A 19,927-nucleotide genomic window follows, 5' to 3' on the forward strand; every position below is an offset into this window, starting at 1 on the left:
AAAGGGAGACGGAAAATGGCTGGCATAGGTTCTGGAGTTGTCACGGGAGCGGCGAGCGGCATTGGCGAGGGTGTCATGGAACGCCTCCTTGCAGACGGAGCCAATGTCGTCGCGGTGGATCGCGATGGCGATGCGCTGCGCCGACTGGGTGAGCGCTATGGCACCGACCGCGTGGCACTGGTCGAAGCGGATGTCTCGCTGGAGGCCAGCGCGGCGACGATGGTGGAGACCTGCGTTTCTCATTTCGGCCAGATCGATTTCCTCGTGAACAGCGCAGGCATTTCCGGGCCCTATATCCGTCTCGATGAAACGCCGGCCAAAGATTATGACGATGTTCTTGGCGTCAATCTTCGCGGAACCTTTCTTGCGATGCGGGCGGCAATTGCGGCGATGAGAGAGGCACAGCGGCCCGGTGCCATCGTCAATATCTGCTCATTGGCAGGTCTTAAGGCGGTGGCTTTGATTTCGCCTTATGTGGCCTCAAAGTTCGGGGTGCTGGGGCTCACGAAGACAGCAGCAGTCGAGAATGCCGCCGAAGGTATCCGCGTAAACGCAATCTGCCCGGGCTTGATCGACACACCGATGGTGAAGCGAAACTATGGCGACGAGATCGACCCGTTCGGCATTCCGATGGGGAAAAATGGTCTCCCTGCCGATATCGCCAATGCTGCGGCGTGGCTGATAAGCGACCAGGCAAGCTATGTGACGGGTATTTTCCTGCCGGTGGATGGCGGTTTATCGGCGATATGAGGGTCGTACCACGCAGGCAAAGGGGGTCTGCGTGGATGTCTGTCTGCCAAGTCGAAAGGATTGACCGGTCCTCGAGAGAGCTCCAGGATGGGACGCTTCGTGCTCGCTGCCTTGCCGGCCTGCGGAGCGAAGGGCCGCCAGTCAGGCAGGCTTGAAGGACAGCGAGAGGTCCACGGCGCCGGTCACCCCGCTTTTCGGGCGGAACTGCGGGGCCGACGCAAAGCGCAGATCCGGCATGTGCCTGGCAAGGACCGGAAGCGCCTCGCGCAACTCGATCCGTGCGACGAAATGTCCCACGCAATGATGCGGGCCGCCGCCGAAGGTGAAATGGGGCAGGCGCTTGCGCGTGATGTCGAACTTGGCATCCTCAAATGCCTCCGGATCCGTGTTAGCGGTATAATCGAGCAGGTGAATGGTCGTCCCCGGTGTGAAGCGGACGCCCTTGAACTCGAAATCCTCCACAACCACCCGGGGCACCCAGGTGACGGTGGGATTGAAGCGTAGCACCTCTTCGACGGCATTGGCGGCCAGATCAGGCTGCTGAGCCAGCAGGGCCCATTGGTCAGGATGTTCGACGAACAATTGCATCGCCAGGCCGAGCTGGTCCTTGGTGGTATCCGTGCCACCGAAGATCAAATTGGAAACGAGGTTCTTGAGTTCGGCATCGTTCAGTCGTTCGTCCACCTCATGTGCCGTTAAGAGTTCGGAGACCACGTCCTTGCCCGGTTGCCGCCGGCGAGATTCGATCAGTTCATTGACGGCTGTGTACAGCCCGGCAAGTCCCGCCTCGATGCGCTCAAGGTCTTGAGCGACCGTAACGCCAAAGGCGAGCATCAGGTCGGTCGACCATCGGCTGATATCGTGCCAATTCCCGTCAGGCATGCCCAGCACCTGGGTCATTGCGCGCGCCGAGAAGGGTTCGGCGAATTCAGTGAGAAATTCGCATTGACCCTGTCCGGCAAACGATGCCACGAGTTCTTCGGCAAGCGCCCGGAAGCCAGGGGCGAGAGGTTCGATCGTACGCGGCGAAAGTGCCGGACCGACGAGTCGGCGAAGGCGACGATGGTCCTCGCCTTCGACAAACAGCATATTTTCCGCCCACCAGTCGGCAAGCAGTCCTTGCGTAATCCCATTTTGGCGCAACCAGGCGCCACCGCCCTGTTCAAGGCGAGGGTCCTTAATGAGGGCTCTAACTTCGTCATAACGCAGCACGGCAAAGCCAAGGTTCGTCCGCGCGCACCAGCCATTGTCCCGCGCTGCCGTCACTTCGGCCGAATCCATCGAGAATTGCGGATCCGAAAGATCGAAATAGGGAAGCTCAAGTACGTCAATCAGCATTGCGGGTCTCCTGACGGTTTGGTGGTTTAGAATCCCCCAGTGGGGCGTCTTCCTGTCAGCCAGCGAGCCGACCTGCCCATCATCGATGCAGGCCCCATAACCGCGGACCTCCCGATCTATTGACCCTTGCGGTACACGAGGTCGGTGCGATCACGCGTGCCGATCGCTTCAAGCGTGGAGAGGACGCCCTCTTTCCAGACATCGGAAGTCGGCTGCACGATATTCCATTCCATCGTCACAACCCGGCTGAAGATTCGCCACACGCCATCCCGTTTCTCGAGCGTATCGAGGTAACGGCCGCCGTGAATATAGTCGAATTTCTCTGCGCCGGCATCCTTGTATCGATCGTAATGTGCGTTTCCAAACAGGTCCTTTATCTTTTCCGGATCTCCGGTGATCCGGTGGTAAGCCGTCAAATAACATTCGCTGAAAGCATTATTGTCATCAATATCTATGGATACGTTGCCTATGTTATGTTGGGTAATTTCCCAACTCTGACGCGCGAAGTCTATCATGAATGCGCAATATTCATGTGCATTCCCCCTAAACACTCCGTGGTCGTCTGTGCCATCCGGCCAATAGACTTCCTTCATCAAATCGAGGTCAAGGCGGTCAAGACCCCGAGAATATTTTGTAAGCACTGCGTAGATTTGATGCCAGTCGATGAGATGCTGCAATTCTGGCGGATGTGCCATTCCGATCCACTCCTCAAGCCCCTTATCACGAATGCATACACCGCCGCTTTCCAGTGTGTCAATTCTCGTTCCGTTCTCAGACCGCAGCTTGATCCCAAGCGGTAAGCGTGTATGCATTATACTCCGGAGGCGGAAAAGACGCCCCGGAGAGGGAGCGGATAATGGCAAAACGTAACAAGGTTTTGATTGTCGGCGCGCGGGGCGCGATCGGGTGGAACTTGACGGAGCATTTCACTGCTCTCGATGATTGGGATGTGGTCGGATCATCGAGGCGCGCGCCCACTGCCGCCACCACGGCCGATTATATCTGTGTGGACCTGCTGGATGCAGAAGCCACGAAATCCGCTTATTCTCCTTTGGCGGACGTCACGCACGTCATATATGCGGCCCTTCTCGACAAGCCCGACATGGCTGCGGCATGGGTGGAGAAGGATCATGTCGATACCAATCTGAGCATGATGGCAAACGCGATCGACGCCCTCGAGGCTGCCGGCGCCGACCTTCAGAATATCGCCTTTCTTCAAGGAACCAAGGCCTATGGAGTGCATTTGGGGCCGATCAAGGTGCCCGCCCGCGAGCGGGATGCGATGCACTTGCCGCCCAGTTTCTATCATGCGCAACAGGATTTCATCTTCGAGCGCCAGAAGGGCCGGTCCTGGTCCTGGACCATATACCGGCCTCAGATCGTGTGCGGCCTGTGCCCCGGAGCGCCGATGAACGTGATCGCTTCGATCGGCGTTTATTGCGTGATTTCAAGGGAGCTCGGCTTGCCGCTGCGCTTCACCGGAAATTTGTATGCAGGGATTGTAGAATTGGTCGATGCGCGTCTCCTTGCCCAAGCCATGGCATGGGGAGCGATCAACCCAAGTAAATCCGCAAACGAAATCTTCAATGTATCCAATGGAGACGTCGTAGACTGGAACAATCTTTTCCAGAGACTGGCTGAACACTTCAATATGAAGTTGGACCGACCTCAATCATTATCCCTCCATGCCATGATGGAAGACAAGGCCCCGGTCTGGGATGAGATAGTGAAAAAATATGATCTGGCACCCCTCAGCTACGAGGATGTGAAGGGCAACTGGCAGGCGATAGACTTCGCGTTTCGCATGGGAAATCAAGAACCTCCGCCGATTGTCAGTACGATCAAGCTCAGACAGGCCGGCTTTCACGAGTGCCGTGACAGCGAAGATATGTTTATTAAATATATCGAGGAAATGCAGGCCCTGCGGCATTTGCCGGCCTGAGTTCGAACATGGCGGGAGGATGCCCAATCCAGACCCGGTCTATTGACACCCACTAGATTGTATGCACATTGGGCGCAAATAAAAAATCAATAGGAGATGGGGAATGGTGAACGCGCGCTCGCAGCTCAGGCGTAATCTGCTGGGTGGAATCTCGGCAATTTTAGTTGTAGGCTTTGGCAGTCCGGCACTGGCGCAGAGCGCGCCCAGAGGGGGTACGGCGTCCACGACCGATGCTCCTTCAGAGGTGAGCGGCACTGCACAAGCAGATGATACCGGCCTGGAGGAAATCGTCGTCACCGCGCAGAAGCGCTCGGAAAATCTGCAGAACGTTCCCATATCGATAACCGCCTTAACTGGTGAATCCCTAGAAAATATCCAGGCAACAAGCTTGCAGGCACTACAGGGAAGTATTCCCAACACTCAAATAAATAGTAATGCAAACACCTCACAAACCGCAGTTTTCTCGATACGAGGTATCGGTGTCGTTGAGGCGGATCCATTTGCCGGCAATACCGTCACTGTTGTTGTCGACGGGGTTCCCAGTTATTTCAGCTATGGTGCACTTTTGGATCTTTTCGACGTAGATCGTGTCGAAGTCTTGCGTGGGCCGCAAGGCACTCTTTTTGGTGCTAATAGCACCGGTGGGGTGATTAACGTCGTAACGGCGCAGCCCACTGGAGAATTCGGCGGCAAGGTCCAAGCTGTTTATGGCAATTATAACCGTTTGGACCTCAAGGCCGCAGTTGACTTCCCCGTCAGCGATGTTTTAGCCGGCAAGGTGGCAGCACTGCATACAAGTCGAGATGGCTTCTATCGGAGTATCGTAAATGGCGAGCGCGTTGGAGGCAGAAACGTTACTGCGCTCCGCGGCTATTTGAAACTCGAGCCTTCAGCGGATTTCGATGCGACGTTGATCGGCGAATATGCTCGCTCGCGCAACGGCACTCCGGTGGTTGTGAATGGCGCGGTGCCGGGCGAAGTTGGCTACGTGCCGACGGGCACCATCTTTCCAGGCGTTCTTCTGCCTATGTATCCCAGCGCGTGCCCTTCGGTCAACGAACGCTGCCAAGCAGCGGAAGAATATCTTTATGGAGGCACCGTTGCTGATAAGAGTAATATGGATAACTACCGCGCTACGTTGACAATGAATATCAGAAATACGGCAGTAGGCGACATTGCCTCTGTTACCGGGTACCGTGACTTCAAAGTATATGAGCATACTGACCACGACTCTCTTCCGCTCTCGTTCATTAATACGCTTCGCCAGACGCAAGGTTGGCAGCTTAGCCAGGAGTTACGTACTGCCTTTAGTGTAAGTGACCGGCTAAACCTTCTAGTAGGCGGGTTTTACATGAAGACCCACTACGACCACTATATGAATCTTACGCTAGACTTCGCTGCACCGGGCCTGCGACAGTTCGGTACCCAGGATCAGGACAACTGGTCGATCTCAGCTTTCGCTCAAGGATACTGGAACATTACCGATAGTCTTCGGCTACAAGCTGGCATACGATATACGCATGAGCGCACCAAAATGGTGGCTCAGGTCGACAACTTCCTAAACCCGTCCGGACCAGCATTTCTACTGGTTAATCGGCCCGGTCCAGCCGGAGATATCTTCGTTGGCGGTTTCGGCGCCAATGGCTCGGAATCTTGGGATAATCTCGGCTGGAAAATTGGGATCGACTATCAGGCCAATAGAGATCTTCTGTTCTACGGTTATTATGCCCGCGGCTTTAAATCTGGCGGTTTCATGGGCCGCATCGGTATTCCTCAGGATCTCGGTCCGTACGATCCCGAAACTGTCGACACGTTCGAAGCAGGTATCAAGGCCGATTGGTTGAACAGGCGCGTAAGAACGAATCTCTCTGCTTTTTATACTAAGTATAGGGATATGCAGGTCGCTCAGCCCTATCTGTTGCAGACGCCGGACGGTATCGTGCAGGGTTCGACGATCATGAACGCGGCCTCCGCCACTATTAAAGGATTTGAAGCGGAAGTAGTGGCCATTCCTGTGGAAGGGCTGACGATTAACGGATCTGCTGCCTATTTAGATGCAACCTATGATGAATTCCTTTTCGGAGATGTCGTTCTCGGCCAGCGGGACTTATCTGGATTTCGGCTGCAGAATTCTCCGAAATGGTCGGCTTCCCTCGGGGCAACCTACGAGTTTGCTGTGGCTAACGGGACTATGTCTGCCCATGCACAATATAACTATGTAGGACAGAAATATTTGCTTTCCGTGGTTAATAGCCCTCGCTCATCGATCCAACCGATGAACTTGGTAAACGCCCGGCTCGATTGGACTCCGGCGAGCGCTCGCTGGTCGATCGGCGCTTGGGCGAATAATCTGTTCGATAAGCGATATGTGGCCTTTGTTCAGGACCAACCGGGGCTTTATGCCCAGGTTGCTTTCGCTCCGCCACTCGAATTCGGAGTAGACTTTCGCTTCAATTGGTAGTCGGTTTGTTGCTGCCAACAATAGCAATGGTCGACAGTTCTTTGTGGAGAGGAAACTCGAGTGCCTTTAGGAAGCGATGACGAACTGGCGATCCTCCGCCTGCTGAATATGTATGCGCAGTGTGGGTCCCGGCAAGACGCAGACGGTCTAGCGAATTTGTTTACTGAGGACGGCGTTTGGGAGAGGAAGGAAGGCGCCCAGCAAGGGAAATACACTGAACGCATCAAGATCGAAGGGAGGGAGGCCTGGCGCGCCTTTGCACTTGAGATGTTCGAGGTGCAGGGCTCCACCGGATACCAATATGTGGCGGCCAACGCAGTGGTCACTGGCGAAGGTGATCGTGCTGAGGGCGTCTCGACGGCAATTATTTTGGGGATGAGCAATGAAGCTGCGTCGATCATCCTGATCGGCAATTTCGAGGACGAGTATCGCCGAACGCGCGACGGTTGGAAGTTCGCCTATCGCGGGATGAGGGTCTCTTTCTGACGGATAGCGAACCGTCCACACTGTTTCAATGTGGATTGCATGAGCGTTCGCCTCTGCACGCATAAAATAAGAGTTGGAGAGTTGGGCGGCCGCACTTGATGTAATCAATTGAGATGTCTGGCCGATCCTACACCTAAGGAGGAAAACATGTCGGGAACTCTTCAAGGAAAGATAGCCGTCATTACGGGCGGCGCTTCCGGAATGGGCGAGGCTACGTTGGAACGGTTCGTTGTTGAAGGTGCTTTCGTCTTCGTAGTTGACCGTTCCGGCAAGGAGGCAGCCGCGGCAGCGCGTCACGGTGACCAGGCTGAGGCGATCCATGCCGACGTTTCCTCTCTGGAAGGCATCCAGAAGATCTTCGCCCGCGTGGATGAACGTTTCGGGCGGCTCGATATCCTATTCAATAATGCCGGCTATGGCGGCACTTCCAAGGACATGCTCTTCCTTCACAAGAATAGCGACGAACATATCAGGGACATGGTTGCCATCAATCTCGAGTCGGTACTGTTCGGCATCAAATACGCTGTTCCTCTGATGTTGAAAGAGGGCGGGTCTATCATCAACACATCGTCGTCGGCAGCGCTGTTCGCTGCGCCGACCATGGCAGCTTATGGCGCGGCGAAAGGGGGCGTGGCAGCGCTCACTCCCACGATCGCGAGAGAGCTCGGTGCGCACAATATCCGGATCAACACCATCTGCCCTGGCCCGATCGAAACACCGCAGCTTCTCCACTATCTCGATACAGGCGCAATCGATCGTCAATTCATGATCGACGGCACGGCGCTCAAGCGGCTCGGTAGCGCACAGGAGATAGCCAATGCGGTTCTGTTTCTTGCGAGCGATCAAGCCTCGTTCATCACCGGGACGGTCATTCCCGTAGACGGCGGACAAACCTTATAGCCATCTGTCTCAGTTGTTTGTCGTAGGAAAAGGAACGAATGCCCGTTGTTGCGACGGCTGGTTTCCGCATGCGGCGATACGAACGATAATATGGAGTAGGTGAGGCCTTTTAATTCCCCGCTCGGCTACCTTCCGTGATTGACTCCTTCCGTCACTGCATACATTGTATGCAAGATTTCAAGCAGACGAAGAGCTGCTGCAAGACATAGGAGATAGTGATGACCGCAGCTCTCGGTTTGCCGCCACATCTGCAAAAATATGCTGGCCGGATTCTTGATGTTGACAGCCATGAAATGATGCCGGCGCAACGCTGGGTCGACGCGTTCGGGCCGGAAATCCGGCCTTTGGTAGAGGCTTGGACGGGAAAAGGGGAGGGGGAAGAAAGCCACGCCAACCATCCCAATGTTCCCGATTATGAGGGCGATCTGGTGACGATCGACGCCAACATCGTCAACGTAAAGGGTTGCCGCTCTCCCGGCGCGGTCGACTCGGCGCGCCGGCTCGAGGTCATGGACAGCATGGGCATAGCAAAGCAGCTCATGTTTCCGGGCCATGCCGGATTGAATGGCTTGCAGTTGATCGTCAGCAAGGACGAAGTTGATTTCCTTCGGACAATTACTGGCGACCGAGCTGCCGTGGGAAAAAGGTTCATCGAGCTTTATAATGACTGGGCAATCGATCTCGGTAGATCCACCGATCGGCTGCTTCCGGTGGTGCCTTTATACGGCGATACCGTCGACGAGATGATCGCGGCCGCTCAGACCTTAATCAAGAGAGGCATAAAAGCGATCTGGCTGGCGGCGCCCATCCCTCCTGGCGGCAAGTCTCCCGCTCACCCCGATCTCGATCCCTTCTGGGCATTGATGGCCGAAGCGGACTGCACCGTCACCCTGCATCTTGGTAGTGCCGGCAGCGAGGGAGAGCGTTTGTTCGCCAGCCCGGCTTGGGGAGACGCGCCGCCGTTCAAAGGCCATCTGGCCATGTCGGAATTCAAATTCGATCCTTGGTCGCTTTCCACTGTTCATCTGCCTTGCCAGAACTTCCTCGCTACGATGATTATCGGGGGCGTGTTTGTCCGCCATCCCCGCCTGCGCTTCGGCGTCATCGAGGTCGGCGCCTATTGGGTCGGACCGATGGCTGAGACGCTCGACCTGTGGCACAAGAATCTGGGGCAGTTTAACAAGAATGTTCACAGGCTGCCGGAGCTACCCTCGACCTATCTTAGCAGCAACGTACGTATCTCGGGCTTCCCATTCGAAGAAATAGACGTTTATCTCGAGCGTCACCCCTATCTGGCCGATGTATTGTGCTTTGCCACGGACTACCCGCACATCGAAGGTGGTAAGGACATATTCAACGTCACGAGTGCAAAGCTGGAAAAGTTCGGCGAAGAGGCTCTGTACAAATATTTTGTCGGCAATGCGGAATGGATCATGCCGCACTAAGGCGAGATCATAGGGGCTGAAACATTCATGGTCTCGCATGGAGACGGTGATTGTGGCCCGTCCGCACCTTTCGGTCGCAGACATAGACGGATCTTCGCAAGGGAGCAGCAGGTGACAAACGAATTCAATCCCAAAGACAGTAAGTTCGCGCCAATTCCGATCGATGACAGCGTCCTGGTGCTTACCCATCTCCAAAATGATTTCTGGCATCCGGACGGCGCTTATTATGACCTTACCCGGCAGACGCTTCCGACCCCGGACGTAATCGACAGGATCGAGGCGCTTATCGACACCTGCCGTGCAAGCGGCATTCCCATCATCTATCACAATGAATCGTTCCGCCCGGGCCACCCCGAAGTGCGTATCCGCCGCAACGGTTATGCGCTGGGTTCGGCACGCAGCCTGGGCGCTCGCGAGGGCAATATTGCTGTGCGAGGAACGTGGGGGGCCGAGGTTCTCGATAGGCTGAAACCCGACCCGAACCGCGACGAATTCGCGATTGAGAACGCCAAGGTGGATCCTTTCACCTGCAGTGAATTCGAGCCACTGTTGCGCAATCTCGACCGTAACATCCTCATCCTGGTTGGGCTTGCCGTCAATTTCGGGATCGAGATGACAGCACGCACCGCCAGCGAGAAGGACTATGGTGCATGCGTGCTCTCCGATTGCACGGACCGCCTCTTCGGTACCTACACCGAGGCGACATTGACGACTTTGCTCCCCCATTATGCGCGCGTCACGACCTCCGAAGTCGTGCTGGAAGAATTGCGAACTCAAAAAAAATGATCAGTTCTGCCCGCTGGTCCTGACGACCACAGGTGCGAGTTCTTCGATCGTGAAACAATATTCCTGCGCGCGCCTTGCGAACTGCGTGGCAATGATGCTGCCCGTCATCACCCAGTCACCGACTTCCAATCTTCGCCCGCGACTGCGCAACAGTCTTTCAAGCCAGACAACCACTTCCAGTGGATCCCCGCCCGCGTCCGAGGTTATCGCATGACCGACGGCTTCGCCGTTCATGCTGAGGCTGGCGCCCAGATTCTGGAGATCGGGCATTCCCTCGAGCGGTCGACTCTCGCCAAGCACAATGCCGGCGTTCCAGCTATTATCCGCTATGATAGAACACGCATCGAGGGTGGCATAGTCGGCATCACGGTCATCGACGATCTCAAAGGCGGCACATATCCTGTCCAGGGAGGCCTCGACGCTTTGCCGCGTCAGGTCGGCATCCGATGGCAGGGGCCGCCCGAGGCGGACAGCCAGTTCTACCTCCAATCCCAATCGACCGAAATCCGCAAGCTGCAATTCGATAGGGCCACAATGCACTCGAGACGAGAGGATGGCCCCGGCAATAGGGGAATCCACCCCGCAGAATGACTGCATCTTCTTCGCCGTCAGGCCTACCTTCCACCCAGCGATGGTTGCACCTTCGGCTTCTGCGAATATGCCTACGAGCACGTCCTGCGCCGCATAGGCTAAGTCCATATTTCCGGCCGTGGCCCATGGTAGCGGGGAGAAGGGTATGCGCTGCCGATGCTCGGCGGCGAGCCGGGAAGCGATGTCGGCAGGGTTCTCAATCTGCATCGGTGACAGCTTTCTTAATTGGAGGAATGGATGAGCAGCAACGGATTGGATCTTGGAATTGCGGGTAAAACCGCCCTTGTCTGCGGATCAACAATGGGTCTTGGCAATGCGTGCGCCTCCGCGCTCGCCGCGGCGGGTGCGCAGGTGGTGGTGAATGGTCGGACGGCGAAGACCGTCGACGCGGCAGTCAAGGCGCTCGAGGATCGGTTCGGTCGGCCGTTCAAAGGCGTCGCTGCCGATGTCACTACGAGCGAGGGACGGAGTATATTGCTCGCTGCGTGTCCGGATCCCGACATCCTTGTCACCAACGCCGCAGGCCCACCGCCTGGACGCTTCGAGGATTGGGATGAGACGGCGTGGGAGGCGGCACTCGCGGCGAACATGGTGGCGCCGATCATGTTGATCCGCCAAATTCTCGGGCCGATGCGCCGCCGGCGCTGGGGCCGCATCCTCAATATCACCTCAGGTGCGGTAAAAGCTCCACTGCCCATGCTCGGTCTTTCGAACGGGGCGCGGTCGGGCCTCACCGGCTTTGTTGCCGGCCTTGCCCGCGAAGTCGCTCGCGACGGGGTCACCATCAACAATCTATTGCCGGGAAACTTCGCGACCGACCGGCTTCACCGTTATGTAGCCGCTCTCGCAGGCGCCCGCGGGATGAGCTCGCAAGACATCTGGGCCGAGATGGAGAGCGCCAACCCGAGTGGACGCATCGGTGTTCCCGAGGAGTTCGGAGCGGCCTGCGCTTTTTTCACGAGCCAGCATGCAGGTTTCATCACCGGCCAGAACCTGCTTCTCGACGGAGGCGCCTATCCTGGCACCTTCTGATTGGAGATGAAGAAGGGCGCCGGCACGTGTCCCGAGACCAAACATCTTGTGCCCGGGATATGCGGCGTGACCGCACGCCGTTGGGACGGATGGAGTCCGACTGGAGCGTTCCATCGGCACCACCATGGCCCGGCTTGCTAACACCCGACCTCGACGGTTTCGCTCAGTGTCTGGCATTCCTTAGGCATGCAGCCGGGCGATAATGGCCTGACCCATGGCGGCCGTCCCGACCCGATGGCTGCCGCCCGTCAATTCTGCCGTTCTATATCCTTCGTCCAAAGCGCGGGCAACGGCACTCTCGACGCGTTCCGCCAAGTCTGGCCGTTCCAGCCCGTGGCGCAGCGCCATGGCAAGGCTCAAGATCGTAGCGCAGGGATTGGCAAGATCCTTGCCCGCTATATCGGGCGCCGAGCCATGTATGGGCTCATAAAGACTCGATTTTCCGGATTCGCCCAAAGCCGCGCTGGGCAGCATTCCAAGCGAGCCGGTTAGCATCGCCGCGGCATCCGAAAGCAAGTCTCCGAAAAGATTGTCGGTGAGAATTACGTCGAATTGTCGAGGCTCGCGAACCAATTGCATGGCGCAATTGTCGGCATACATGTGGGAGAGATCCACATCGGGATAGTCGGAAGCGCCGAGCATCGTCACTTCTTCACGCCACAGCAGGCCGGCCTCCATGACATTGGACTTGTCCACCGAACAGAGCCTGGACGAACGCGTTCTCGCCAGTTCAAAGGCGGTGCGCGCGACCCGTCTTACCTCTTCGTCGGTATAGGACTGGGTGTTGAATCCCCGCCGGCCACCATCGGCCAGAGCTTCAATGCCTCTTGGCTCGCCAAAATAGACCCCGCCAATCAGCTCGCGAACAAAAACCAGATCTAGGCCAGCAACCACTTCGGGCTTCAACGTCGACGAATCCGTCAGAGCCGCAAAGCATTTTGCAGGCCGCAGGTTCGCAAACAGACTAAGGCCTTTGCGCAGATCGAGGAGCCCCTGCTCGGGTCGTCTATCAAAGGGCGTATCGGACCATTTCGGGCCTCCGACCGACCCCATCAGGATCACGTCCGATGCCTTAGCCTGTGCCAGGGTTTCCGCTGTCAGCGGCGTGCCATAAGTGTCTATGGAGGCACCGCCGAGAAGGGCGGATTGGACCTCCACATCTAGCCCGAAGTCGCGGTTAAGCGCTTCAATCACCCGCTCGGCTTGCGCTAACACTTCAGGGCCGATCCCGTCACCCGGCAATAGCAACATTCTAGACATGTATTTCACCACTTGAATCGGATCGCATCGCTGGGGTTGCGGCCTTTGGAGAAACCGTCCTCATCCTTCGCAAGGAGGTTATTGTCCGCGCATTATGAGGATAGGGAGGCATAGCGAGGTCGGGAAGGAGAGGGAACGGGCAGAAGATGAGCGCGAGGTAGGCTGCGTACCATTTTGTACCGGAACGCCATGGGGCAGCGCCTCATCATCCCGCAGCGGACTGCGATGAAATCAGGCCCTTTGCCTTGCGTTCCTCCCACTGTTCGAGAAGCGGCCCTGCTTCGGCGCGATAGCGAGCACGATCAGAAGATTCGTTCTCAAGCCAGTGGGTCAGTTCCAGACGATGTCCATTGGGATCGAAGAAATAGATCGAATGCGCAAATTCATGATCGACCGGTCCAAGCACTTCGACGCCATAATTTTCCAACAGCCGTTTTCCCTCGTGAAGAGCCGAATCGTCTGCCACATCAAAGGATACATGTTGCACCCAGCTTGGAGTATTGGTGTCAGGAATGGCTTCAGGCACCGTTGGAACTTCGAAAAAAGCAATGTAGCTGCCATCACCCAGTTCGAAGAATATATGAATGTGGGGGCAGTATTGCTGAACTGACGGAACGACGTCATTGCTGACGGCATGAGCAAATGTAAGGCCGAGCGCCTTTGTATAGAAATCAACTGTCTCACGCGCATCATTGCAACGGAAGGCGACATGATTGAACCGTCTTAACATGAGACCCCTCTTCCAATTTCCGGTGCATACATTGGGCACCACCGACTTCCGATATTGCATACATCTAACAAATCGTTTGTCAAGCGAGGCGCGAGAGGCGCGGGAGACGAGGGAAGGGGATATTGCGGTCTCTCTAATCCCCCTACGAGCGGTCTTTTCCTGACAACGCTCCCGCCCCATCGGGGTGCTGCGTTACCAATCAGTCTTTGACAGGTCCGATTGCGCGCCATAATGCATACATAAATCTCGCTAGGGCGTGGCTATCCGCATTCTCGACGCGGACGCGCTCTGATCAACGGCATGAGGATGCAAAGTGGAAACGCAATATGACATGGTCATCCGGGGCGGAACGATCCTGGACGGGTCGGGTGGACCGGCGTTCGAAGGCGATGTCGCTGTCGTTGGTGGCATCATCGAGAAGCTGGGCAGCTTCGAAGGCACGGGACGCCAGGAGATCAATGCGGCTGGTAGGCTGGTGACCCCGGGCTTTGTCGACCTCCACACCCATTATGATGGCCAGGCGACTTGGGACAGGCGGTTCGCGCCGTCCTCCGATCATGGCGTAACGACGGTGGTGATGGGCAATTGCGGGGTGGGTTTCGCACCCTGCCGTCCCGAGGAGAGGGGAATTCTGGTCAAGGTGATGGAGGGTGTCGAGGACATTCCGGAGATTGTGATGACGGAGGGTATTCCGTGGAAGTGGCAGACCTTCCCCGAATATCTGGATTTCCTGCGCACGCGGCAGTTCGATGCGGATTGCGCGGCCTATCTTCCGCATGCCGCCGTGCGGGTATTCGTGATGGGAGAACGGGCTGTTCGAGGAGAGCCTTCGACGGAGGAAGACCGGCAGCATATGGCCGATCTCGTAACCGAAGCCATGGCCGCGGGCGCCGTTGGCGTCTCAACCTCACGCGCGCTCTTTCACCGGGATCCTGAGGGAAATCTCGCGCCGCATGTGCTCGCGGGTCGGCTGGAATTGCTGGCCCTTGCCCAGGGGCTTCGAAAGGCCGGTCGGGGTACATTCCAGATCGTGGCGCAATTGCTCGGCGAACAGTTGAAGGATTTCGTCGCTGAGGCAGGTGCGCTCAGCCCTGACGAACAGGTGCGCCATGAGATGGAACTGCTCCACGAAATCGCAAGGGTTGCGGGCCGCCCCCTTCACTTCACCTTGGCCGACATGAGCGAAGCGCCCGGCATGTACAAGCGAGTTCTGGAGCTCGTCGACGCCGGGAATGCCCAAGGCCTGGAGATCAAGGCCCAGATATTTCCGCGGCCAATTGGAATCCTCTATGGCTTGCATCTGTCCCTACATCCATTCACGCTCCACCCGAGCTATAAGGCCATCGCGCACCTCCCGCTGGCAGAGCGGCTGGCGCGGATGCGTTCGCCGGAATTTCGGGAGCGCATGCTGGCAGAGCGGCCCGACGAGAATCATCCAAATCCGATCATCAGGTTTCTTGTTGCACGATCACTGGATTCCTATCCGATGGGATCCGAGCCCGACTATGCGCCGCCGCCACAGGCCAGTATCGCTGCGCAGGCCGCTCGGCGGGGGGTGTCGGTCTGGGAAGCGGCATATGATCTCCTCCTGATGGAGGAGGGAAGTCTCACCCTCTTCCTGCCGATGAACAACTTCACCGACAACAGTTTGGACAATGTCTTCGAGATGTTGAACCACCCCCATACGGTGCTCGGGCTCGGCGATGGCGGAGCCCATTACGGCCTGATCTGCGATGCCAGCTTTCCGACGTTCATGCTGACCTACTGGACGCGGGACCGGGAGGGATCCAAATTGCCGCTGCCGGAAGTAGTCAACGCTTTGACACGGCGCAACGCGCTGGCGGTGGGGCTTGCCGATCGTGGTCTGATCGCGCCCGGCCTCAGAGCCGACCTCAACGTGATCGACTATGACCGGCTCACTCTGGGCGCTCCTGAAGTGATTTGCGATTTGCCCGCAGGCGGCCATCGCCTCATCCAGCGCGCGTCCGGCTACGTCGCTACGATCGTCAATGGCGATGTCACCTATCGGGAAGGCGTCGCCACCGGCGCTCTTCCCGGACGGGTGGCGACGCCAAATGCGAAGGAGGGAGCTTTGCCGAGAGCCGCGGCTCGACCAGTCCTTTCTGCCAGGCTCGGATAGATCCGTGCCTCAGGGATCCATCCAAGACCATTGCCTTTCTGGTCTCGTCAGAACGCTTTCGCAGCAGCAGGCTGCCAAAACGCTCCAATCATCACAATGAATGTTCTGCAGGGCTGATCGAACGGGTTGCTCCAGGCGTGATTGGTTCCGTTCTGGACGAGCGCGTCACCGGCGTTCAGTTGCACACGGCCGTGGTCGAGATGCAGGAAGCAACTGCCTTCAATCACGTAAAGGCAATCGAGTGTGGCTGTCCGATGCATTCCCGGTCGATCGGGATCCATCAGGCCCGCAATCTCCAGATTGTCTGCCGATGGTTGTTCATGAGCCGCGACGGTAAAGGGCTCGATGGTTGTGGTATAGCAGCGAAATCCACGCTCGGGTGGCAGGAAGCCGGCGACTGGCGGACGGCCGCCATCGCTGGGAAAGTCTGCCACCCCGTCGGCTCCCCACAGATCCAAAAATGTCCAGCCCGGCGCTCCTGGTACCTTTCTCGCGCCGACCTTCGTGTCACTCGAAACGAGCGAAAGTCCCTGCTCATCGTGACCGGTGACGACAAGTCTTCTCGCGTGCACACTCTTTTCTGTCATGATCTCGGACGCATCTTCTCGACTATGCGCCGCCGCCGGCTCCCCGAGGGGAAGCGTCTCGACCGCATGATCGCTAGTGCCCGGAGCGGCCTCTGCAGGGATAGGTTTGTGCACGGCTGCTCCGAAGGTTGTGGATCTGAAGCGGAGGCTTCCGTCCGCAGCATAGCCGGCAGATTTCGGCTTGCAAGGTGATTGTATGCATCTACTGTCGTGCCGATGGGCGATCTTCCCGCTGGGACGAGAAAGCAGATGTCCAGCCAGCTGCAGGTAGAGGTGTTTTGGATGATTATTGAGCTGCGCAGATATTCCATCCTTCCCGGACATATTGGGGAGATGTACAAGCGCATGCGTGACGTGCTGCTGCCCCTTTTTGCGGCGCATGGGGTCCCCAGTCCCATCGCAATGTGGGAAACGTCCGACATCGGGCACGATATATTCACCTGGATGCTGATCTGGCCGAGCTATGAGGTCCGGCATGACACCTGGCGAGATTTTTATCCGATTTGGAGCCCGATACGGCGCGCCGCCGGCGGGGTGGAGTTCGTGACACGCACGGATCTCACGTTGATCGATCCCTGGCCGGGAACTTCGTTCGAATTCAGGGAAGGCGAGGGGACGTGCGAGCTGGCTTGGCATGTCCAGCCGGAAGTCGGCCGTGGCGCGGAGTTCAGGGAGTCCTGCATGGCATCCAATTTCGGCCTCTTCATCGACGCCGGCGCGCAATCGGTTGTCGCGAGCGATTTAATATTCGGCCCGCTGCCGCAATCGCTGGTGATCGCGAGCTGGTCCGATCCCGAAAGCCGGGGGCGCGGGCTGGAAAAGCTTATCGCCACGACCGGGGGGCCGTGGCGGGACGCGGCCGCGGTCTCGAGCGGAAGATGGGAACGTCTCGATCGTGTCACCTATCTTCCGGCCTGGCAGGTGCGAACCTCCGAAAAGGGGGAGATCCAATGACCGAACTTACGCCCCTGATGTCGCCGTTCTCAACGCCGGACCAGAGCCTGAGACACGGATGGGGGCCGGCACGGTCCCGCCGGCAGCGCCTGACGAGAATAGCGATGCAAGAGGAAGGGGCCGATGATTACCCTTCGTGACAAGCATGTCGTAATCACGGGCGCGAGGGGAATCCTCGGCAGTGCGGTCGCACAATGTGCAAGCGAATTGGGCGCGAGGCTCAGCCTCGTCGACCTTCGCGCGACTGGTGAGAAAGAGATCGGAGTCGATTTGGCTGATGCCGCAGCCACCCTGGCTGCGCTTGGCCGGCTCGAAGAGGTTGATATCCTTTTCCACCTTGCCGGCGGCTTCGCGATGGGACCGGCCGTCCACGATCCGGATCCTAAGATGTGGGAGAACATGTTTCAAATCAATGTGACGACTCTCCAGAATACAGTGCGTTCGCTCGTGCCAGGGATGATCGCGCGGAGACGCGGCAGGATCGTCACAGTCGGGGCGCTCTCGGCCCGGCAGGGCGCGGCGCGGATGAGCGCGTATATCGCTGCCAAGAGCGTGGTCATGCGCCTGACGGAGAGCCTTTCCGCCGAACTCAAGGAGCATGGCATCAACGTCAATGGCGTGCTTCCAAGTATCATCGACACACCGACCAATCGGCATGACATGCCCGATGCCGACCCCTCCCGCTGGTGGCACCCGCTGACTTGGCAAAATTAATCTGCTTTCTGGGATCTGACGCGGCGCGCCCGCTTCACGGCATATTGCTACCGGTTGCAGGCCTGGTTTGATTACTCCTTGCGACTTGCTCGGCGCGATGACGGCGAGGCGGAGCAAGGCGGCGGGCTGGCGGAGGTCGAGCCGATCGGCGCGTGGCGTCCCGAAAGGCCGGCGATGAGCGTGGAGGGCGGGCCCGACGGCGCTACAATTGGCAAAAACTTGTCCCGGCATCATCCGGGAGCGTGATCCCACGAAATGGCGGATAAGCCGCGCAAGAGAGAGGGAGAGGTGGCTATGACGATCAAGAGTCACGAGCAGGATCGCGACGCAGCTGTCGGCAACCCCATCGCGGTGCTGGTGATCCTGCTGGCCGCCTATGTCCTCAACTATCTCGACCGGCAGATCGTCAGCATTCTGGCCGTTCCGATCAAGGCCGAACTGGACCTTAGCGACACCCAACTCGGCCTGCTGGGCGGACTCGCCTTCGGGCTGCTCTACACGGCTTTTGGTATCCCTATTGCCTGGCTGGCCGACCGGCGCCGTCGCTCCACGATCATCGCGCTGGCCGTATCTACCTGGAGCTTTTTCACTGCGACCTGCGGCCTTGCCCAGAATTTTATCCAATTATTTCTGTGCCGAATGGGCGTCGGCATCGGTGAGGCTGGCGGAGTCGCACCGTCTTATTCGTTGATCGCGGATTATTTCGATCAAAGCCGGCGTGCCCGCGCGTTCGCCTTCTTCTCCTTCGGCATCCCTCTTGGGTCAGCGCTGGGGATTTTTGTCGGAGGCTGGATTGCGATCAATGTCGACTGGCGCATGGCTTTCCTGGCCGTAGGACTGATCGGCCTGCCCATAGCGCTGCTTGTGAAAGTCCTCGTCAAGGATCCGAAGAGGGGTGGCAGTGATTTGGCCGACGATTTTGCGCGGCAGCCGTCCGTAAGCTTTCGAAAGTCGATTGCCACATTGATTGGCATGAAGAGCTTCTGGCTGATTTCGCTCGGTACGGCGGCGTCGGCCATATCGACCTATGGCTTGTTGTTCTGGATTCCCTCTTATTTGAAGCGCAGCCTCGATCTTGGCATGTCCGGTGTCACCAATTTCTACGGATGCGCGATCCTTCTGGGCGGCGTGATCGGAACTTGGGGAGGAGGCTGGCTGGGCGACAGATTTGGCGGCAGGGGCCCTGGCGCCTATCCCTTCATCGTCGGCTTGGCATTCCTCTTTGCGGCTCCGTTCTACTGGGCGGCTCTATCGGCGTCCGGCCTCATCTTCGTCTTCGCATCTCTGGTTTGTGCTATCGCCCTCAGCTTCGCATGGGCCGGGCCGACCCTCACCGCGCTTCTGCAGATCGTCGACCCTTCGATGCGCACCACCGCCTCAGCCTGTTTCATGTTCATATCCAATCTCTTCGGGCTGACGATCGGTGCGACCTCGATCGGGATTCTCTCCGATACCCTGGCGCCGCTATATGGCGAGGGCGCCTTGCGAATAGGCATGCTGGTCGGCAGCACTTTCTATCTCGTCGCGGCCATGCTTTTTCTGTTCTGCGCACGATCCATCAGGGGAGACTGGCGTGGTCAGGCCCATCTTCAGTAATTGATCACGCTCCTGAAACCGCCGCCGGCCTGGATCGTCTCGCCGTTGAGGGCGATATTTTTCGGCGAGGCGAGCATCGTCACCAGCCAGGCGATGGCGGGAGCATCGAGCAACCTGTCGTTAATGGTGGTCGCAGCAACGCGCCCCTGAATATCGGCGTCCATGGCTTCATTGCGCAGTATGAGCTGCTGCCGGTTTCGTGGACACCGAGATAA

At 57.8% G+C, this 19,927-nt stretch carries 18 protein-coding genes and 1 pseudogene; 12 read left to right on the forward strand and 7 right to left on the reverse strand.

Going from position 1 to position 19,927, the window contains the following annotated elements:
• Window positions 1-15 precede the first annotated feature (15 nt).
• On the forward strand, window positions 16-750 hold the full coding sequence (locus RQX22_RS16355; protein ID WP_315727790.1) for an SDR family NAD(P)-dependent oxidoreductase: 735 nt from the start codon (window positions 16-18) through the stop codon (window positions 748-750).
• Window positions 751-891: 141 nt separating this feature from the next.
• Here the strand turns inward: RQX22_RS16355 and RQX22_RS16360 are convergent, their stop codons facing one another.
• Both RQX22_RS16360 and RQX22_RS16365 read right to left on the reverse strand, forming a co-directional pair.
• Window positions 892-2,088 carry a cytochrome P450 gene (locus tag RQX22_RS16360; RefSeq protein WP_315727792.1) on the reverse strand — a complete coding sequence of 399 codons (1,197 nt, stop codon included), beginning with the start codon at window positions 2,086-2,088 and terminating at the stop codon, window positions 892-894.
• Window positions 2,089-2,204: 116 nt separating this feature from the next.
• Window positions 2,205-2,900, reverse strand: a complete 696-nt coding sequence (locus RQX22_RS16365; RefSeq protein ID WP_315727794.1) for a nuclear transport factor 2 family protein — start codon at window positions 2,898-2,900, stop codon at window positions 2,205-2,207.
• 44 nt (window positions 2,901-2,944) lie between these two features.
• On the opposite strand from RQX22_RS16365, the gene RQX22_RS16370 reads away from it, so the two are divergent.
• The 6 genes from RQX22_RS16370 to RQX22_RS16395 all read left to right on the forward strand — a co-directional run bounded on the left by RQX22_RS16370 (window position 2,945) and on the right by RQX22_RS16395 (window position 10,108).
• Entirely contained in the window at window positions 2,945-4,030 is a 1,086-nt protein-coding gene (locus RQX22_RS16370) for an SDR family oxidoreductase (protein WP_315727796.1), read from the forward strand.
• Window positions 4,031-4,133: 103 nt separating this feature from the next.
• Window positions 4,134-6,491 (forward strand): TonB-dependent receptor, encoded by a 2,358-nt coding sequence (locus tag RQX22_RS16375; protein WP_315727798.1) that lies wholly within the window; start codon window positions 4,134-4,136, stop codon window positions 6,489-6,491.
• A 60-nt stretch (window positions 6,492-6,551) separates the two neighbouring features.
• Complete coding sequence (locus tag RQX22_RS16380) at window positions 6,552-6,977, forward strand: nuclear transport factor 2 family protein (protein ID WP_315727800.1); 426 nt, start codon at window positions 6,552-6,554, stop codon at window positions 6,975-6,977.
• Between the two features lie 147 nt (window positions 6,978-7,124).
• Window positions 7,125-7,877: an SDR family NAD(P)-dependent oxidoreductase gene (locus tag RQX22_RS16385; RefSeq protein ID WP_315727857.1), complete on the forward strand. Its 753-nt coding sequence runs from the start codon at window positions 7,125-7,127 to the stop codon at window positions 7,875-7,877.
• A gap of 218 nt (window positions 7,878-8,095) precedes the next feature.
• Entirely contained in the window at window positions 8,096-9,322 is a 1,227-nt protein-coding gene (locus RQX22_RS16390) for an amidohydrolase family protein (protein WP_315727802.1), read from the forward strand.
• A gap of 111 nt (window positions 9,323-9,433) precedes the next feature.
• Complete coding sequence (locus RQX22_RS16395; protein ID WP_315727804.1) at window positions 9,434-10,108, forward strand: cysteine hydrolase family protein; 675 nt, start codon at window positions 9,434-9,436, stop codon at window positions 10,106-10,108.
• Here RQX22_RS16395 and RQX22_RS16400 read toward each other — a convergent pair whose 3' ends face one another.
• A complete protein-coding gene (locus RQX22_RS16400) occupies window positions 10,109-10,906 on the reverse strand; it encodes a 2-keto-4-pentenoate hydratase (RefSeq protein WP_315727806.1) in 798 nt (265 codons plus the stop codon). It abuts the gene before it with no gap.
• A 30-nt stretch (window positions 10,907-10,936) separates the two neighbouring features.
• Here RQX22_RS16400 and RQX22_RS16405 point away from each other — a divergent pair, with 30 nt between their 5' ends.
• The gene (locus RQX22_RS16405) at window positions 10,937-11,731 is read left to right on the forward strand and encodes an SDR family oxidoreductase (RefSeq protein ID WP_315727808.1); all 795 of its coding nucleotides are present in this window, start codon (window positions 10,937-10,939) and stop codon (window positions 11,729-11,731) included.
• A 180-nt stretch (window positions 11,732-11,911) separates the two neighbouring features.
• Here the strand turns inward: RQX22_RS16405 and leuB are convergent, their stop codons facing one another.
• Complete coding sequence (gene leuB, locus RQX22_RS16410) at window positions 11,912-12,991, reverse strand: 3-isopropylmalate dehydrogenase (protein WP_315727858.1); 1,080 nt, start codon at window positions 12,989-12,991, stop codon at window positions 11,912-11,914.
• A 205-nt stretch (window positions 12,992-13,196) separates the two neighbouring features.
• A complete protein-coding gene (locus RQX22_RS16415) occupies window positions 13,197-13,721 on the reverse strand; it encodes a VOC family protein (RefSeq protein ID WP_315727831.1) in 525 nt (174 codons plus the stop codon).
• A 313-nt stretch (window positions 13,722-14,034) separates the two neighbouring features.
• On the opposite strand from RQX22_RS16415, the gene RQX22_RS16420 reads away from it, so the two are divergent.
• The gene (locus RQX22_RS16420) at window positions 14,035-15,861 is read left to right on the forward strand and encodes an N-acyl-D-amino-acid deacylase family protein (RefSeq protein WP_315727835.1); all 1,827 of its coding nucleotides are present in this window, start codon (window positions 14,035-14,037) and stop codon (window positions 15,859-15,861) included.
• Between the two features lie 47 nt (window positions 15,862-15,908).
• Here the strand turns inward: RQX22_RS16420 and RQX22_RS16425 are convergent, their stop codons facing one another.
• Entirely contained in the window at window positions 15,909-16,829 is a 921-nt protein-coding gene (locus tag RQX22_RS16425; protein WP_315727837.1) for a cupin domain-containing protein, read from the reverse strand.
• A gap of 21 nt (window positions 16,830-16,850) precedes the next feature.
• Here RQX22_RS16425 and RQX22_RS16430 point away from each other — a divergent pair, with 21 nt between their 5' ends.
• The 3 genes from RQX22_RS16430 to RQX22_RS16440 all read left to right on the forward strand — a co-directional run bounded on the left by RQX22_RS16430 (window position 16,851) and on the right by RQX22_RS16440 (window position 19,712).
• Complete coding sequence (locus RQX22_RS16430) at window positions 16,851-17,402, forward strand: hypothetical protein (RefSeq protein ID WP_315727839.1); 552 nt, start codon at window positions 16,851-16,853, stop codon at window positions 17,400-17,402.
• A gap of 123 nt (window positions 17,403-17,525) precedes the next feature.
• Entirely contained in the window at window positions 17,526-18,116 is a 591-nt protein-coding gene (locus RQX22_RS16435) for an SDR family NAD(P)-dependent oxidoreductase (protein ID WP_315727842.1), read from the forward strand.
• 294 nt (window positions 18,117-18,410) lie between these two features.
• Window positions 18,411-19,712 carry a spinster family MFS transporter gene (locus RQX22_RS16440; protein WP_315727844.1) on the forward strand — a complete coding sequence of 434 codons (1,302 nt, stop codon included), beginning with the start codon at window positions 18,411-18,413 and terminating at the stop codon, window positions 19,710-19,712.
• On the opposite strand, the pseudogene RQX22_RS16445 reads toward RQX22_RS16440, so the two are convergent.
• Window positions 19,706-19,927 (reverse strand): annotated as a pseudogene (locus RQX22_RS16445) (hypothetical protein); the annotation flags it as partial. The gene RQX22_RS16440 and the pseudogene RQX22_RS16445 overlap by 7 nt on opposite strands.

This window comes from Sphingosinicella rhizophila, from assembly GCF_032378825.1.
GTDB lineage: Bacteria > Pseudomonadota > Alphaproteobacteria > Sphingomonadales > Sphingomonadaceae > Allosphingosinicella > Allosphingosinicella rhizophila.

Excerpts from the sequence above, each read along its gene's own strand:
- RQX22_RS16355 (WP_315727790.1), top strand. The coding sequence starts at position 16 with ATGGCTGGCATAGGTTCTGGAGTTGTCACGGGAGCGGCGAGCGGCATT.
- RQX22_RS16360 (WP_315727792.1), bottom strand. The coding sequence starts at position 2,088 with ATGCTGATTGACGTACTTGAGCTTCCCTATTTCGATCTTTCGGATCCG.
- RQX22_RS16365 (WP_315727794.1), bottom strand. The coding sequence starts at position 2,900 with ATGCATACACGCTTACCGCTTGGGATCAAGCTGCGGTCTGAGAACGGA.
- RQX22_RS16370 (WP_315727796.1), top strand. The coding sequence starts at position 2,945 with ATGGCAAAACGTAACAAGGTTTTGATTGTCGGCGCGCGGGGCGCGATC.
- RQX22_RS16375 (WP_315727798.1), top strand. The coding sequence starts at position 4,134 with ATGGTGAACGCGCGCTCGCAGCTCAGGCGTAATCTGCTGGGTGGAATC.
- RQX22_RS16385 (WP_315727857.1), top strand. The coding sequence starts at position 7,125 with ATGTCGGGAACTCTTCAAGGAAAGATAGCCGTCATTACGGGCGGCGCT.
- RQX22_RS16390 (WP_315727802.1), top strand. The coding sequence starts at position 8,096 with ATGACCGCAGCTCTCGGTTTGCCGCCACATCTGCAAAAATATGCTGGC.
- RQX22_RS16400 (WP_315727806.1), bottom strand. The coding sequence starts at position 10,906 with ATGCAGATTGAGAACCCTGCCGACATCGCTTCCCGGCTCGCCGCCGAG.
- RQX22_RS16405 (WP_315727808.1), top strand. The coding sequence starts at position 10,937 with ATGAGCAGCAACGGATTGGATCTTGGAATTGCGGGTAAAACCGCCCTT.
- leuB (WP_315727858.1), bottom strand. The coding sequence starts at position 12,991 with ATGTCTAGAATGTTGCTATTGCCGGGTGACGGGATCGGCCCTGAAGTG.
- RQX22_RS16415 (WP_315727831.1), bottom strand. The coding sequence starts at position 13,721 with ATGTTAAGACGGTTCAATCATGTCGCCTTCCGTTGCAATGATGCGCGT.
- RQX22_RS16425 (WP_315727837.1), bottom strand. The coding sequence starts at position 16,829 with ATGCGCCGCAAAAAGGGGCAGCAGCACGTCACGCATGCGCTTGTACAT.
- RQX22_RS16430 (WP_315727839.1), top strand. The coding sequence starts at position 16,851 with ATGTGGGAAACGTCCGACATCGGGCACGATATATTCACCTGGATGCTG.
- RQX22_RS16435 (WP_315727842.1), top strand. The coding sequence starts at position 17,526 with ATGATTACCCTTCGTGACAAGCATGTCGTAATCACGGGCGCGAGGGGA.
- RQX22_RS16440 (WP_315727844.1), top strand. The coding sequence starts at position 18,411 with ATGACGATCAAGAGTCACGAGCAGGATCGCGACGCAGCTGTCGGCAAC.